This window comes from Aliisedimentitalea scapharcae (assembly GCF_045277565.1).
In the GTDB taxonomy this organism is placed as follows: domain Bacteria; phylum Pseudomonadota; class Alphaproteobacteria; order Rhodobacterales; family Rhodobacteraceae; genus Aliisedimentitalea; species Aliisedimentitalea scapharcae.
The window spans coordinates 70508-85662 of the sequence record NZ_CP123585.1; the positions used below are offsets into that span (position 1 = coordinate 70508).

The 15155-nt window shown below is 57.2% G+C and carries 16 protein-coding genes; 2 read left to right on the forward strand and 14 right to left on the reverse strand.

The window, feature by feature from the left end; translation table 11 throughout:
• Positions 1–17: 17 nt before the first annotated feature.
• From QEZ52_RS21000 to QEZ52_RS21045, 10 genes are all read right to left on the reverse strand, one after another.
• On the reverse strand, positions 18–1106 hold the full coding sequence (locus tag QEZ52_RS21000; RefSeq protein ID WP_343212024.1) for an ABC transporter ATP-binding protein: 1089 nt from the start codon (positions 1104–1106) through the stop codon (positions 18–20).
• A 47-nt stretch (positions 1107–1153) separates the two neighbouring features.
• Positions 1154–1951: an ABC transporter permease gene (locus QEZ52_RS21005; protein ID WP_343211968.1), complete on the reverse strand. Its 798-nt coding sequence runs from the start codon at positions 1949–1951 to the stop codon at positions 1154–1156.
• A 3-nt stretch (positions 1952–1954) separates the two neighbouring features.
• The gene (locus QEZ52_RS21010; protein ID WP_343211969.1) at positions 1955–2815 is read right to left on the reverse strand and encodes an ABC transporter permease; all 861 of its coding nucleotides are present in this window, start codon (positions 2813–2815) and stop codon (positions 1955–1957) included.
• A 97-nt stretch (positions 2816–2912) separates the two neighbouring features.
• Positions 2913–4025 (reverse strand): extracellular solute-binding protein, encoded by a 1113-nt coding sequence (locus tag QEZ52_RS21015; RefSeq protein WP_343211970.1) that lies wholly within the window; start codon positions 4023–4025, stop codon positions 2913–2915.
• A 188-nt stretch (positions 4026–4213) separates the two neighbouring features.
• Entirely contained in the window at positions 4214–5143 is a 930-nt protein-coding gene (locus QEZ52_RS21020) for a LysR substrate-binding domain-containing protein (protein ID WP_343211971.1), read from the reverse strand.
• A gap of 67 nt (positions 5144–5210) precedes the next feature.
• Positions 5211–6197, reverse strand: coding sequence for an ABC transporter permease (locus QEZ52_RS21025; protein WP_343211972.1), 987 nt, complete (start codon positions 6195–6197; stop codon positions 5211–5213).
• Positions 6197–7714 carry a sugar ABC transporter ATP-binding protein gene (locus QEZ52_RS21030; protein ID WP_343211973.1) on the reverse strand — a complete coding sequence of 506 codons (1518 nt, stop codon included), beginning with the start codon at positions 7712–7714 and terminating at the stop codon, positions 6197–6199. Before QEZ52_RS21030 ends, QEZ52_RS21025 begins: the two co-directional genes overlap by 1 nt.
• Positions 7715–7739: 25 nt before the next feature.
• A complete protein-coding gene (locus QEZ52_RS21035; RefSeq protein ID WP_343211974.1) occupies positions 7740–8744 on the reverse strand; it encodes a sugar ABC transporter substrate-binding protein in 1005 nt (334 codons plus the stop codon).
• Between the two features lie 93 nt (positions 8745–8837).
• Entirely contained in the window at positions 8838–9224 is a 387-nt protein-coding gene (locus QEZ52_RS21040) for a hypothetical protein (RefSeq protein ID WP_343211975.1), read from the reverse strand.
• A gap of 111 nt (positions 9225–9335) precedes the next feature.
• Positions 9336–10808: an amidase gene (locus tag QEZ52_RS21045; RefSeq protein ID WP_406651279.1), complete on the reverse strand. Its 1473-nt coding sequence runs from the start codon at positions 10806–10808 to the stop codon at positions 9336–9338.
• A gap of 263 nt (positions 10809–11071) precedes the next feature.
• Between QEZ52_RS21045 and QEZ52_RS21050 the strand changes: the two genes are divergently transcribed.
• Together QEZ52_RS21050 and QEZ52_RS21055 are read left to right on the forward strand one after the other, a co-directional pair.
• Positions 11072–11488 carry a cupin domain-containing protein gene (locus QEZ52_RS21050; RefSeq protein ID WP_343211977.1) on the forward strand — a complete coding sequence of 139 codons (417 nt, stop codon included), beginning with the start codon at positions 11072–11074 and terminating at the stop codon, positions 11486–11488.
• The gene (locus QEZ52_RS21055) at positions 11485–11844 is read left to right on the forward strand and encodes a helix-turn-helix domain-containing protein (protein ID WP_343211978.1); all 360 of its coding nucleotides are present in this window, start codon (positions 11485–11487) and stop codon (positions 11842–11844) included. Before QEZ52_RS21050 ends, QEZ52_RS21055 begins: the two co-directional genes overlap by 4 nt.
• Positions 11845–11876: 32 nt before the next feature.
• Here QEZ52_RS21055 and QEZ52_RS21060 read toward each other — a convergent pair whose 3' ends face one another.
• From QEZ52_RS21060 to QEZ52_RS21075, 4 genes are read right to left on the reverse strand one after another with little or no spacing between them, the layout of a single operon-like run.
• A complete protein-coding gene (locus QEZ52_RS21060; RefSeq protein ID WP_343211979.1) occupies positions 11877–12878 on the reverse strand; it encodes a branched-chain amino acid ABC transporter permease in 1002 nt (333 codons plus the stop codon).
• A gap of 1 nt (position 12879) precedes the next feature.
• A complete protein-coding gene (locus QEZ52_RS21065) occupies positions 12880–13752 on the reverse strand; it encodes a branched-chain amino acid ABC transporter permease (protein ID WP_343211980.1) in 873 nt (290 codons plus the stop codon).
• Complete coding sequence (locus QEZ52_RS21070; RefSeq protein WP_343211981.1) at positions 13749–14423, reverse strand: ABC transporter ATP-binding protein; 675 nt, start codon at positions 14421–14423, stop codon at positions 13749–13751. Before QEZ52_RS21070 ends, QEZ52_RS21065 begins: the two co-directional genes overlap by 4 nt.
• Complete coding sequence (locus tag QEZ52_RS21075; RefSeq protein ID WP_343211982.1) at positions 14416–15144, reverse strand: ATP-binding cassette domain-containing protein; 729 nt, start codon at positions 15142–15144, stop codon at positions 14416–14418. Before QEZ52_RS21075 ends, QEZ52_RS21070 begins: the two co-directional genes overlap by 8 nt.
• Positions 15145–15155 lie beyond the last annotated feature (11 nt).

Sequence of the window (15155 nt, forward strand, 5' to 3'; positions counted from 1 at the left end):
TTGGCTCCTTTTGCCTGTTATGTGTTGTTGATCAGATGGCCGTCTTCGGGGTGCCAGCTGGCGGTGACGCCTGCGCCCACTTCGATGTCCAGCGCCTGCATGTCGCGCTGTTGCAGCTGCACGTTGACCGCAGTACCTGCGGCTGTCTCCAGCCGCAGGTTGACCAAGGCCCCTACAAATTCCTCGCCGATGACCTTGCAGCGAACTTCATTTTCCGCCCATCCACCTTCGGCCGTGACTGAAATCTGATCAGCACGCACAATCAGACTGGTGTGTTGCCCTTCTTCGAGGTCGGGGAACTCGGACGCGTCACATTTGAATGCGCCATCAATGCTCTCCAACACAAAGTCACCGGTTTTTCGGGCGCGAGCAGTGCACTCAAAGATTGACGAACCTCCCAGAAATTCGGCCACGAACGGGGTTGCCGGGCGCAAATAGATATCTTCGGGGCTGCCGGCCTGTTCGATGCGCCCCTGATTCATGATCACCACGGTGTCGGCCATGGAAAATGCTTCGGAGTGGCTGTGTGTGACATAGACAAATGTGATGCCCAATTCGCGTTGCAGACGCTTCAACTCTCCTTGCATCTGGACCGACAGATGCGCATCCAGCGCTGACAAAGGTTCGTCCAACAACAGGACCGACGGTTCCGTGACCAGGCACCGCGCCAAGGCAACGCGCTGACGCTGCCCTCCGGACAGCTGATTGATCGAACGATTGGCAAAGTCGCCTAAACCCAGTTTTTCCAACCACTCCAGCGCACGACGTTGGCGTTCCGATGCCTTGATGCCATTCATGCGCAGGCCAAATTCTACATTCTCGCGCACTGACAGGAACGGAAACAGCGCCAGCGACTGCCAGACCATCGGCATTTCGCGTTCCCAGATCGGCAACTCGTTGATCCGCGCACCTTCACGCAGAATGTCGCCGCTGGTCACGTCCTCCAGCCCGGCCAACATCCGCAACATGGTGGACTTCCCGCATCCGGACGGCCCCATGATGGCAATGAATTTACCCTCTTCGATGTCCAGGTTCAGATCGTCGACCGCGACAGCCGAGCCATAGGTTTTACGGATGCTTCGCAAGGAAATATGGGCGTCGCTCATCGGGCGCTCCTGCAGTTCGGGCGCAAATGCGCTGTTGGTTTGAAAGTTCATGACGCCTCCTTGGTCAGGCGGCGCAGCACCAGAAACTGCGCGCCCAGGATCAGAGAGATGGAGGTAACAAAGGTGATCGAACCGATGGCGTTGATCCGCGGACTGACGGCCGATTGCAAAAAGCTGAGGATGCGTACGCTGCTGGTTTCTTCCAACCCGCCAACAAACCAAGTCACTGCGTATTCATCAAAGCTGACAGCCATGCACAGCAAAAAGGCGGCCAGAATGGATGTTTTGGTTGCTGGGATGATCACTTCGCGAAATGCGCGCCAATTGGAAGCGCCCAGATTTTGCGCAGCAAATTCCAAATCACCGTCGATCTGAGAAAATCGCAACCGGATGATAGCCATGGCAAAGGGGGATGTCAGAACGATATGGCTGACAATCACCGCCGGAAGCGTGCCTGACAGGCCAATGCGGGACAGATAAGCCAGCATCGACAACCCGATCACCACCAACGGTATCAGCGGAGGCATCAGAGCAAAGATCAGAACCAGCTTTTTGCCGATAAAGTCGAACCGATAGTCGGCATAGGCAGCTGCGAACCCCATGGCCGTGGCAATCGGGGCCACGATCAGTGCGACCTTGATCGTGTTTTTGAACGCGTCGATGACCAGCGCATCGGCCAGGATCAATCGGTACCAGTCCAGGGTGAAATCCCCCAAGGGAATGGTCGGGAACCGGTCCGAATTCAGCGAGAACACAAAATTCGTCAGGATCGGCGCATAGAGAAAGATCAGCGCAAGACCTACAAATGCAATTGTCAGTCGGCGAGTGGTTTGGGAAACGCGCATGGATCAGGCCCTCCGGTACGCATAGGTGATCGATGCAAGTGCAGTAACCAGCAATGTGGCGATCATCATGAGTGCCACCACAGCAGCACGAGGCCATTGTTGACCGGATTTGACGGTGTCGGCGATCAGGATGGACAGGGTGGTGAATCTGCCGCCGCCCAGATAGGTCGCGGTCACAAAATCCCCAAAGCTGAAAATAAAGGCGAACAGGGCTCCCAGCACGATCCCCGGGCGGGTCGCAGGCAACACGGTGGCAAACAGCACCCGCCGTGGACCACAGCCCAGATTATAGGCCGCATCAATCAACGTGCGATCCAATGACAACATCGAAATCGACTGGATCACGATGACCAATGGCAATGTTAGCGTCACAAGCCCGACCATCAGAGCCAGAGGTGTATTCAACAGGCTTCCAGTTTCGATCCCGATGGCCGCCAATGTCTTCATGACAATGCCGTTTTCAGTCAGGTAGATCTGCCAGGAATAGATCCGCACCAGATAGCTGGTGAAAAACGGCACAACGAACAGCCCCAATATGATCAACCGGGCCCGGTGGCTCAGGAAGAAGCTGATGGCCAGCGCACAGGGCAACGCAACCAGGGTGGCCAATGCGGACGCGGACATCGCAATGATAAAGGTCCGCATATAGGCGGCCCAGAAATAGTTGGCGGACAGGATTTTTTGCCAGTTCGCCAGTTGAAAATCCGGGGTCATCAGGAAATTGCGGACATCCCAGAAGCTGAGCCAGACCAACAGGATCATCGGCCCCAAAAAGAACCCGACCAACCAGATCGGCAAAGGTAAGCTCCATAAGGCCCGATAGGCCATGCGCGACAGGCGATGTGAGTGAACGAAAGAGGTCATTGGAGATCCGTGTGGTCTGTGATGCCGGGTTAAGTGCCCGCCGCCCGGATCAGATCGGGCAGCGGGCCACAGAGCGACTGTGGGAGTTCAGGAGAGGTCAGGCGCTCTTGTAGGCGGACCAGAAATCGTTCCAGTCGGCCAGATCCTGTTGCAGCGGCAGCTGGCGAATGTGGATACGGCCCTTGCGGATCAGGTCGATTGCGTTTCCGTCACCCTGGAACATGCCCAGGTGGCGGGCATCATCCGGTTTCTCCGCGATCATGCGGTCCCAGCCGGATTTCGATGGAATAATCGCCGGGAACACGTTCAGGTTTGCCAGATTGTATTGGCCCTCTGGGCTGGAAACATGCTGGATAAACTTGCGGGCCAACTCTGCCTTGCGCGACCCGCGCCCGACCGAGAAGCTTTCAGTGAACTGAATGCCGCCCTGTTCCGGAATGGTGGTGGTCACATTGGCACCGTCACGGCGCAACACCCCGGTGATCCATTCACCGATACCAGGCATAACCGTGACTTCGCCTGACTTCAGCGAAGACAGAACCCCGCCGTAGTCATAGAACCCCCTCACCTGCGGCTTCAGGCTCAAAGTGGTGTCCTGTAGTTTTGCCCAGGCGTCGCTGCCTATGTCATAGGGTTCGCCATTGCCGTCGCGCAGGCTCAACACACCCAGATTGGGCAGATGCCAGTCGAAATGGCCAACCTTGTCTTTGTTCTTGGCGTCCCACAGCATGTCATAAGACATCGCCTCTTTGACAGACACCGCGTCCAGGTTGTGCGAGATCCCCAAAAAGCCAAAGCGGCTGATCACCGCATAAAGGTCATTATTGTGCCAGTGACCGGGGAAATGGTGAAATTCGGGGAAAAAGTCGTCGAAAGGAAAGTCCTCGGCATCCAGCTTTTCGACAAAGTTGGCCCGCACCAGCTGTTGCACATATTCTGCATCGGCGTGGATCAGGTCGTAGGTGCCCGCCGGAGATTGCGCCAACAGGGCAAGCATCTGTTCGCCACCCACATAATATTTTGGCGTGATTTTGACATTGTGCAATTCTTCGAATTCAGCGACCGCATCCGGTTCTGCCTGACCATACCAGGCCAGCATTGTCATCTCGGTAACTGATTGGGCACGGGTGATGGATGGCATCGCCAATGCGCCTGCGGCCAATGCGCTGGTCCTCAGCAGCGCACGCCGTGTGAAAGTCGTTTTTGCCATTTTTGGCTCCTCCCTTACGTGGATGAAGGGAAGTATTCGGGCCAGGCGCATTTCCAACAATCGAGCAGAATTCAGCCATGTCCAAGTTTTTCTCAGCCTTTGACAGCGCCGTATTTCCTCCTGAGCCGGAACGTGTTTGGTGCTGTTCATCCAGAGATTGCACAAGATCTCGAAACGCGAATCATTGATCAATTCTGTGGCATGAATTGCAGCCCGTATGGGCTGTCACGAAACGCATCCGCTTCGCCGAGGAGCCAATCCTGAAAGGCTCTAACCTTAGCGGATTGGGCCCGTTCGGCCGGGCATACCAGGTAATAGCTACGATCCTTCAGCGCCTTTGGAATCGGGGCCGCAATGCGCCCGCGTTCGATTTCACGGGACGCTGCAATCACACTGACCAATGCGGCGGCCCGGTTGTCCATAGCTGCTTCGATGCACATGATTTCGTCGCTAAAATTTGCGATCGGTTTGACGTTGCTTGCATCAACCCCGACAGAGGCGAACCAGGTTTTCCAACTGGGATCGCCGTCACCAAATCCCAGCCATTCATATTCCACCAGGTCGCGGCACAACAAATCCGCGGGTGTTTTGATCTTGCTTTGCATCTTGCGGGAACAAATCGGAGTGACATAGTCATCCAGCACCCATGCCGCATGAGCGTCGGGGTCCGGTGCATCCGTATATCGGATCGAGATATCGACCGAAAAGCGCGCGAAATCCAGAACGCTATCAGATGCGATAACCTTGACATCCAGCTCAGGATACAACCGACTGAACTTCGGCAAACGGGGACTTAGCCAGCTCCAGGCAAACGAGCGGGTTGTTGTCACCACCAGCTCGCCTTCGATCTCATCCATACTCAGCTGGGCCACCCCCTGGTTCAGCTGTCGAAAGGCGTTGCTGACAAACGGGGTCAGCATCTCGCCTTCGGCGGTCAGTTTCAGCGACCGGGTCAATCGGTGAAACAGCTGTACGTCCAGCTGTGTTTCCAGGGTTTTCAAACGGTGACTGATCGCAGTGGGGGTCAGCAGCAGTTCTTCGGCAGCCAGCTTGATGCTCAGGTGCCGCGACACGGCCTCAAAAGCCTGCAAGCTGGTCAAAGGTGGCAAACGTTTCACGGGCGAACCTCTTCCTCCAAAGGCGAGACCCCTCCACAAGGAAGGGGCCAATGGGGATAGTCTGGGTTCAGCTTCGTCGTGAACGCAACACGTCCAAAGCAGCGGCCACAACCAGAACAAGACCAGTCGTCATCAAACTCAACTCAGTTGGAACGTTCATCAGAATCAGCCCGTTTGCCAACATGCCCAACAACCACACCCCCAACACGACGCGGATCACAGATCCCTTGCCACCGGCAAACGGGATTCCACCCAACAACACGGCCGTCAGCACGCTCAGTTCAACCCCGACCCCCAGGGTGCCCGCCGGTGCCGAATTGATCCGCGAAATGCTCATCAAGGCCGCGACCGCCACAAAAAATCCGGTTCCGGCATAGAGCGCGATACCAATGGCCTTGACCCGCAACCCCACCAAAAAGGCGGCCCGCTGGTTTACACCCAGGGCCACAATCTGGGGTCCGATGGGCAACAAGGCCATTACAGCCGCCCCCAGCGCGATCACTGCCATCATGATCCACGTCAGGATTGGCAACCCCAGCACCCGCTCATAACCAATGACCAAGAATTCCTCAGGAAAGCCAAAGATCGGATTGGGGGCCAGCCATTGCGCCAAACCCCGGATCAGAGTCAGCGTTCCGAGCGTGACAATGATCGGCGACATCCCCAGCGACGCGACCAGCAAACCATTGATCAATCCGACTCCGGTCCCGACCGCCAATGTCAGCAAAATAGCGCCAGGGATACCAAGCGGCTCAAAGCTGAGACCGGCGACGACACCACATAACGCCAGGGTCGAACCCACAGACAAATCAATCTTGCCCGCCATCAACAGCATTGCAAAGGGGATTGAAATCGTCATCAACGCAGACACCTGCACCGAAATCGAAATCCAATTGTTGGCGGTCATGAACACCGGCGCATTCAGATAAAAAAACACGGCCAGAGCCGCAATCGCAACCGGCAGCGCCGCCGCCACCGACAATTCAAACCAATCACGGTTCTTGGGGTTTTCGGGTGCTGCAGCCGCGCCCCGCGTCATTCCTGTATCGGTCATCAGGTCAATTCCATCTGTTCGGCGCTGTGTTCGGCCTTGTGTGCCAGTTCAATCAGCTGTTCTTCGTCGTGGGGATTGTCGATCAGGGCCACTTGTTGACCGCGCCCCAGCACCATCACCTTGTCCGCTAGCAGACAGATTTCGGTTGCATCCGAGCTGGCCACAATGATCGTCGTGCCCTTGCGTTTAACGTCGGCCAGGGCCTCGTACAATTCGTGACGTGCCCCGATATCGACGCCTTGAGTTGGTTCGTCCAGCAACAGCAATTGCACCCCCGACCCTTCAAGCAACCAGCGAGAAACCATGATCTTCTGGGCGTTGCCGCCGCTGAACCGCTGCCCCTGCAACCGGGGGTTCGGTGGTTGGATGTTCAAACGCCGGGCCGCCCGTTCAAAACCACGTCCTTCCTGCTGAAAGCTGCGCAGCAGCCGTGGCATCGGCGATCGGCCCATATGTGGCACCATCAGGTTTTCAACTGCCGAAAAACTGGCAAACAGGCTTTGCTCCTTGCGATCGCTCGCCACCAGTGCAACCCCGTTGGTCAGCGCATCGCGTGGCGAAGAGAAGGCGCGTTTTTCGCCATTCAATACCATCTCCCCCCCCGACAGCGGCGCGGCACCCGACAGACATTCCAGCAATTCGGTGCGCCCCGCACCCATCAACCCATAGATACCCAGCACCTCGCCCCGGTGCAGCCCCACGTTGATGGGGCCAACAAATCCTGTCTTTAGATTACTCAGCCGCAGGGCTTCGGGGCCATCCGCGACAAACGGGATACTCTCCAGCCCGCTCATCAGCGCATCCGGTGAAATCGCATCCGTCATGTCGGCAATCGACACCTCGCCCACAGGGCGGGTCCACAAAATGCGACCATCGCGCAGAATCGTGACCTGATCGGCAATCTTGGGGATTTCATCGAGAAAGTGGGTGACATAGATCACCCCGATTCCGTCATTTGCCACCGCCTGGCGGATCACCTCGTGCAGGGCTTTGGCCTCTTTGTCCGACAAGGATGCGGTCGGTTCATCCAGGATCAAGAATTTCGGTTTCAATCGCAGCGCGCGGGCAATTTCCACCACCTTGCGTTCTCCGACCCCCAGCGCGCCCAAGTCGCCGCGCGGGTCGATATCGTCAACTCCCAAACGCGCGAGCAGATCGCGCGCCTGGGCGTTCTGGGCGCGGCGGTCCACCCGACCGCCACGCTTGATCTCGTGACCGAGAAAAATGTTGTCGGCGACGCTCAGACCTTCAAAGACTTGGAAGTGCTGATAGATGATCGCAACTCCCTGGTCCTGAACCTGTCTGGGTGACGCGCCCCGCAGCGACGCCCCGTCGACAAGGATATCGCCTGCATCCGCATCCTGCGCCCCGCTGACACAGTTAAGCAGCGTGGATTTCCCGGCCCCATTGGCCCCGAGAAAGGCCAAAACCTCTCCGGCCTTTACGGTCAGATCCACCCCTTTGAGCACGGCAACCGGGCCATAGGATTTGCGCAGGTCTTTCACCTCAAGACGCATTGGTTGTCTCCTTGTCCGGGACGCATCAGTTGGCGTAATTGGCGAGCAGCTTGTCCAACAACGCCTGATCCGCCTTGCTAGCCAGAACCGTCGGGGTATAGGCAAAGCTGGGTTCGACATCGCGCACGGCATTCAGCGCCAGATCGACGATATTAGCACCAAGTTCGTTGATCAGGATCGCTGCAGAGGCGCGGTACGCCCCACCGTCGTTCACAGCAGACAACCCTTCGAGAGAGCCATCCTGACCCCCAACAAACATCGCGTCACCATTGGCACCACTCAGCTTGATCGCACGCAGCGCGCCCACGGCGGCGTCATCCGCCATGCCGATGATGATGTCGAGATCGGGATGCTGTTGCAGCACGGTTTCGGCCACCCGCAGACCATTGGTCTGGTCGGCGGCATCCTGTTCGGCCACGACCGTGATCCCGTTTTCGGCAAATATTCGGGTAACTTCGGTCCAACGCGGGGCCAAAGGTGGCAGCGGCGTCAATGTGGTTACCAACGCTTTGGCATCTGTGACGTTGTTGGCCTTGGCCCAATCCACGGCGGCCTGCGCCACGATCTGACCGGATTGCGCGTGGTCAAATCCAACGAATCCGTCCGATCCGTCCATCTTGCCCAGATAGGTCAGCCATTTGATGCCCTGTGCCTGCGCCTGGCGTTGCAACGGCTGCAACGCGGTGGGTTCGATCGGCAAGACAACAATGGCGTCCACATCCAATGTAATCCAGCCCTGGATGGCGTTGATCTGCTGTTCCAGGTTATTGGCCTGCGTGTTGTCATGCAGCACTGTCACACAGCCCAGATCCGCGGCGCGCGCATCGGCAAACCGGCGCACCTGCTTGACGATCGCAACCTCGGAAACCGAATGGCTATAGGCGACCTTGTAGGTTTTGCCACCCTCACAGGCATTGGCCGCCGCGGCGCGCACCTGTTCGGTCGTGACGTCTTTGATGTCAGCGGCTTGGGCCAGCGTGCCGACGGTCAGGCCCATCGCAAGAGCGAAGGTTCTAGTCATGTTTTTCATGGGTTTGTCCCTGTTGGTCTGTTGGAAGAGGTCCGCGATTTTACGGTTGGTATCAGTGAGGCGAGGCAGCCCCGGGCCGCCCCGCCCAGATCATCAGAATTCGAAGACGTTGGAGTATTTCACCGACAGCGAGTCCCCATCGACCAGCGACAGAAAGCCCTTGGTGCGCGGATCTTCGACAAAACGGGGCAACGCGGCTTCAGCAGTTTCCAGCGAGGTCCAATAGACGACTTCGACCCAGGAGCCGTCGGTGTTGCGCGCCAGGTGGCGGGCGACGAAACCGTCATAGCCCTCCAGAACCACGTCCATCGCCAGGGTTTCGCGCAGGAATTCATCGGGGTTGGAGCCATCAACCAGGTTGAACTCCAGGTATTCGACGATCACGGCATCGGTGATCGGGCGGTCTTCGGCAAAGCTGGCGGTAGCGGCGCCGACGACCATCGCAGCGGACAGCGCCAGGGCTTTGAAGGTGTTTTTCATCTTTGTTCTCCTGTTGGAAGTGGTGATTTCATTCGGCAAAAGAGAACCCGACCCCCGGAGAGTTCGGGAGAGTTCAGAGGGCCGGGTCCGGAGGAAACCGTTCGCGGGGAGTTAGAGCGCGATCCGGTCATAGTGCTGCGCCCAGGGACGCAGACGTTCGAATGCGGCGGCAGCGGCCAACACGTCGCCATCGGCCTGACGACGTCCAGCGATATGCAGGCCTACCGGCAGGCCGGATGTCCCCAGCCCGGCAGGCACGGACACCGACGGATGCCCGGTAAAGTTTGTCAGGAACGTCGGGCACCAGCCGATCAGCGGATCTATTTCGATGCCATTGATCCGGCTTGGACCTTTGGTATTGCCGTCGGTTGTGTTTTTCACCGGCATTGCCGTCACAGTCGGCGAGACGATCAAATCATATTTGGCAAATGTGGCCTGATAGGCGTCGAACACTTCGGAGCGGACCGACAGATCACGAAACAGGTCGTCAGCGCTGTAGCCCGGCCCGACGCGTTCAACCCACTCCAATAGATCCGGGGCCAAACCATGGCGGTGTTCGTCGGACAGCAGATCCAGACCGCTGGCTTTGATCGCTTCAAAACTGTGGCGCATGATGGGTACAAACAGGCGGCACCAGATATCGCTGTATTCGCGTTGATCCCGGGTCAGGCCGATTTTGATCTCTTCGACCTCGGCCCCGGCCTGCTCGAATACTTTGACAGCATCCGCGACAACATCCCTGACCTCATCTTCTACCGGGAAAACATCCAAATTCGGGCTATAGCCGATTTTCATGCCCTTGATGCCGCGCAGGCCCGCATCGGCAAAATCATTGACCATGTCGTGGCAATTCGGGTCGCCCGGATGGGCACCCTGCAAGACGCCCAGCGACACGATGGCATCTTGGACATTGCGGGTAATGGTGCCTTCGAAAATATACGGCAACGTGTTGGCAAACGCGTTGGGGCGCACCAACAGCGGCGTGCGCCCCGCCGATGCGCGGTAGCCAACCGTATTGGTCCAAGCCGCCGGAATGCGGATCGACCCACCTCCATCGGTGCCTTCGGCCACGGCCAGCATACCGCTGGCCACAGCAGCCGCAGATCCACCTGACGACCCACCGGCATTGCGGGTGGTGTCAAACGGATTTGACGTCGGACCAAAGGCCGCGTTGTCCGTGGTTCCCCGGAAACCCATGGCCGGGCTGTTGGTTTTGCCCACAAAAATCGCGCCTGCGGCCTCCATGCTCTCGACAAAACCGCACTTCATGTCAGCGATGTTTTCCTTGAGCTGAGGAATGCCACCCAATGTGCTGGGCCAGCCAGGTTTGAAGTCGAACAAATCCTTCATCGCGGTCGGCACACCGTGCAGCGCGCCCAATGCATCGCCGCGCGCTACGGCTTCGTCGGCCTGTTTGGCATTGTCCAATGCTTCGTCAAATGACGTGAACACAAAAGCGTTCAACTTGGGATCTGCAGCTTCGATCCGGGCAATTGCGGCCTGCATGACTTCGGTGGCGGACACCCGGCGTTCGCGGATGGCCAGGGCGGTTTCTGTCGCGCTGAGTTTGGCTAGATCGGTCACTGTGTCGGTCTTCCTGTTGGTCACTGTAAGGCCCTCACTTATTGGAGGGCCTGGTTGTGTACACAGGATCGCCGCACACCGGATTCCAGCAACTGAGAAAAGCTCAGCCCATGAGTGAAACGCCGTGAACAGTCAGATTTACAATGAATCATAATTAGTTATCGGTTCCGCGTACTGAAATTTCTGACATCAGAAAATTGTGTTTGGTGTTAGACAGTTCACCAACCTAATGTCACATTGACCGATTTGCTGGAGTTCTCGCCTTGAAGACCCTGACCACCTTTATCTGCGCTTTGTGTCTGAGCGCAGGATCTCTGGTTGCCCAGGAGATCCCCAAACCACAGGTAAAGCTGCTGTTGTCCGCAGGGGAAACCGTGTTGGGGCAAGAAATCACTTATCCCTCAGATCCCGCACAAATCACCACCGCCATCGTGACCCTGCCGCCCAATGGGCAAACCGGATGGCACCACCACACGGTTCCTTTGGTGGGCTACATGCTCGAAGGCGAACTGACCGTGGATTATGGAGAACATGGCACCCGCACTTACACAGCCGGTGAGGCGGTGTATGAGGCGATGGCGACCTCGCACAATGGGCAGAATACCGGCGATGTGCCAGTGCGCATTCTGGTGGTGTTTGCCGGGGCAAAAGGGATCCCCAATTCGGTAGCAGACCAATGACACCAACCGGGGCAGCCGACCAGACCAGCGAACCCTGCCAGATCGGGGACGTTTTTTCCGACCGCTGCCCGTCGCATGTCTTTCTGGGAAAGTTGTCGAACAAATGGGCCTTGCTGACAATTGATGCCTTGGGCGACGGGGCGATGCGCACCAATGTGTTGCGCAACCGATTGTCCGGCATCTCACAAAAGGTTCTCACAGGCGTGTTGCGCGATCTCGAAGGCCTTGGACTTGTCAGTCGCAAACAGGTCCAGATCTTTCCACCACATGTGGAATACACCCTAACGGATCGAGGGGCATCCCTGCGCCGGGTCGTAGCACAGCTGGATCGGTGGGTTGAACGGAACTACCAATAGAGCCCGCCAGATACCGGGCGGGCTCTATTGGTTCACGGCTGCTTTGATTGTCTTTCAAACAGCCCGGCAATCCCCCGAGGCAGGCATATTACCGTCACCACCACGACCACTCCGAGCAGCAGCAGCCGATAGTCATCAAAACTGCGCAGCAGCTCATTGCCAATGACCACCAGGAATACGCCCAATATCGCTCCGGGGAACCGCCCCATTCCGCCAATGGCCAGCATGACCATTGCCATCAGAAAAAACTCGGTCCCCAGAATCTTGGGCGTTACGACGCTGGTATAATGGGCATAGATCCCTCCTGCGACGGCTGTGAAAACGGCAGATACAACAAAGGCCAACAGTTTGTATTTATATTCGTTGACGCCAATAGCCTGAGCAAATGTATCCGCATCCCGCATCGCGACAAAGGCCAACCCCATACGCCCCCGCAACACGATGAAATAGATCAGCCAGACACACAACGCGCCCAGAAACAGCGAAACCCAATACCAGGTCAGCTTGTCAATCGACGACACCTGAAAGCCGAACAGGTTCAACCACGGGATACCTAGCAATCCGGTGTTGCCACCCATGCCAATCGCCTTGCCCTGTTGGATGAGCGGCGGTAGCGCCAAATGCACGGCAAAAGTAAACAACGCCACATATTCGCCCTTCAATCGCAGGCTCGGGATCGCAATGACCACTCCGATCACTGCACCGATTGCGGCGGCGCTCAGGATGGACAACAGCGGCGTGAAACCGGCATAGATCGACAACATCGCCGAGCCATAGGCTCCGAATGTAAAGAACACCAATTGGGCATAGTTGAAAATCCCGGCATACCCCAGAATCAGATCCCAGCTGGCAATCACGATGCACCAAATGAACACCAGGATAAAAATGTGACGGACATAGCTGTCCCCCAGCACCGCTCCCAGCATCGCCAACCCAGCGATCACCGCCCAAAAGACCAGCGAATCCCGCACCAACCCCTTGCCAGTAAACACCGATGCAATCATCGACGTATCGGGTTTTGAAATATCAGACATCTCAGTTCTCCCACACACCGAACAGACCCTTTGGACGGACCATCAGAACGACGATCAGCATCACCAGCCAGGCCGGCATGGCCCAGCTCGGGCCGATATAGAAAATGACAAACGCTTCTAGAACGGCCAGGATAAAGGCCGCGACGAACGCGCCCTTGGTGCTGCCCAAACCGCCAAGAACAACGATCACAAACGCCTTGAGAAAAGGGGCCCATCCCCCCAACGGAGACACCAGAAACACCGGTGCCAACAGGATACCAGCGATCCCGGTCAAAACCACCGACAGCGCAAAGGTGAACGAAAACACCTGATTGACGTTGATCCCCACCTGATTGGCACCCTGCATGTCCTGACTGACGGCGCGCACGGCCTGGCCGTACCGGGTGTGGCCCAGAAAATACTCCAGCGCCCCAACCAACATCAGCGAAATCGCAAAGATCCAAACCTTGTACCAGCTCAGCGTAATCCCCCCAAGTTCCAACGTCCCCTCGACAAAGGGCGCAATGGTGCGGGTGCCCGGGCCGAACACCAGCTGCAGGCCGTTTTCAATGATAAAAGCCAGGCCCAGCGTCACCATGATTGTATTGATCTTCCAGTTGTCAGAGCCGCGCAGCGGACGGATGATCACGCGTTCGATCCCAATCCCAGTCAGGGCCAGAACCGGCAATATGATCAGCACGGCCATCCACAACGGCAGGTCAAACCCGCCTGCCACGAGATACCACGCCAGAAAACCGCCCAGAGAATACAGTGACCCATGGGCAAAGTTCAAAATGCGCGATGCGCCATAGACCAGCGAAAGCCCAACCGCGACCACACAATACACAGCGCCCTGGGTGATCCCGCTTAGCAGAATTTCGAAGATCTGGGTCATAGGACCTCCTGCATGTTGTCGGTGTCCGTTTCGCTGACCGTGCCTTCTTCGATTGTGTAAACCCGATCAATCATGCCCTTCAAAAGTGCGAGGCTTTGCTCCACCAGCAGAACCGTCAGGCCGTCGCGGTTCAGCTGAGATACGGTTTGCAGCATGGTTTCAGTCAAGTTCGGAGCCAGGCCCAGCGACGGTTCATCAATCGCCAACAGCGTCGGGTTCGACATCAACCCACGCCCCAGCGCCACCATCTGTGCTTCTCCCCCCGATAGCGAGCGGCACAGTTGGTGGCGCCGTTCAGCCAACCGGGGGTAAAGCGAAAACACATGATCCAGATTGCGTTTTTCCTGTGCCCGCGCCTGCGCGAGATAGGCCCCCAATTGGAGGTTTTCCAACACGGTCATGTCCGGAAACAACCGTCGGTCCTCAGCAACATAAACCAACCCCTGCGACACCAGATGCGGTGCGCGACGGCTGGTCGTGTCGTGGTCGGCGAACCGGATTTTGCCGGACTTCACCGGGGTCAAACCGCAGATCGCTTTGAGCAGGGTACTTTTGCCATGTCCGTTGGCACCGACGACAGCCACCAACTCACCCTTGTTCACCTTTAGCGACGCATCATGCAACACATGGAAATCGCTGTAGAAGGCGTTGATATTACTCACCTCAAGCATCGTGTTTCTTTCCCAGGTAAATTTCGACCACATGGTCGTCATTCAGCACCACACCGGGCGTATCCAGCATGACAAACGCGCCGAAATTGATGATCAGAATGCGGTCTGCGATCTCGGCCAGGGCACGGGTCTTGTGTTCGACCATGACAATGGTGATGCCCAATTCTTCACGCACATGGCGGATCACTTGCAGGAATTCGACAATTTCCTGGGCGTTCAACCCACCCAAGGGTTCGTCCATAAAGATGATCTCGGGGCCTGTAGCCAGCGCCGCCCCCAACATGATCCGCTTGCGGGTCAACAAATCCGCCTGAGATGCAGGCAGGGTCAACTGATCCTCCAGCTGGGTCAGATACAGGATATCGCGCAGCGGAATGTCCATCGCAGCGCCGCGAACTTCGTGCCCAAAGATCTGACCCGCCAGCAGGTTTTCACCAACCGTGACCGACGACAATAGCGTCGGGATCTGAAAGGTCTGAGCAATTCCCAGCCCACAGCGGGAATGGCGCTTGAACCCGGTGATGTCCTGCCCGTTAAACACGACGGAACCACGGGTCGCCTGCAACCCACCGGTACAGACATTCATCAACGTCGATTTCCCGGCTCCATTTGGCCCGGCAACGCCCAGAATTTCACCACGTTCAATTCCAAACGACAGATCCGTCAACGCCCGGAACGGTCCAAATTGCATCGTGACGTTTGTGAGAGACATTTGTGTCATGCAGAGGCTCC

Coding starts and splice junctions, on each gene's coding strand:
- QEZ52_RS21075 (WP_343211982.1), bottom strand. CDS start 15,144: ATGACACAAATGTCTCTCACAAACGTCACGATGCAATTTGGACCGTTC.
- QEZ52_RS21055 (WP_343211978.1), top strand. CDS start 11,485: ATGACACCAACCGGGGCAGCCGACCAGACCAGCGAACCCTGCCAGATC.
- QEZ52_RS21015 (WP_343211970.1), bottom strand. CDS start 4,025: ATGGCAAAAACGACTTTCACACGGCGTGCGCTGCTGAGGACCAGCGCA.
- QEZ52_RS21025 (WP_343211972.1), bottom strand. CDS start 6,197: ATGACCGATACAGGAATGACGCGGGGCGCGGCTGCAGCACCCGAAAAC.
- QEZ52_RS21010 (WP_343211969.1), bottom strand. CDS start 2,815: ATGACCTCTTTCGTTCACTCACATCGCCTGTCGCGCATGGCCTATCGG.
- QEZ52_RS21070 (WP_343211981.1), bottom strand. CDS start 14,423: ATGCTTGAGGTGAGTAATATCAACGCCTTCTACAGCGATTTCCATGTG.
- QEZ52_RS21065 (WP_343211980.1), bottom strand. CDS start 13,752: ATGACCCAGATCTTCGAAATTCTGCTAAGCGGGATCACCCAGGGCGCT.
- QEZ52_RS21035 (WP_343211974.1), bottom strand. CDS start 8,744: ATGAAAAACATGACTAGAACCTTCGCTCTTGCGATGGGCCTGACCGTC.
- QEZ52_RS21040 (WP_343211975.1), bottom strand. CDS start 9,224: ATGAAAAACACCTTCAAAGCCCTGGCGCTGTCCGCTGCGATGGTCGTC.
- QEZ52_RS21005 (WP_343211968.1), bottom strand. CDS start 1,951: ATGCGCGTTTCCCAAACCACTCGCCGACTGACAATTGCATTTGTAGGT.
- QEZ52_RS21000 (WP_343212024.1), bottom strand. CDS start 1,106: ATGAGCGACGCCCATATTTCCTTGCGAAGCATCCGTAAAACCTATGGC.
- QEZ52_RS21060 (WP_343211979.1), bottom strand. CDS start 12,878: ATGTCTGATATTTCAAAACCCGATACGTCGATGATTGCATCGGTGTTT.
- QEZ52_RS21030 (WP_343211973.1), bottom strand. CDS start 7,714: ATGCGTCTTGAGGTGAAAGACCTGCGCAAATCCTATGGCCCGGTTGCC.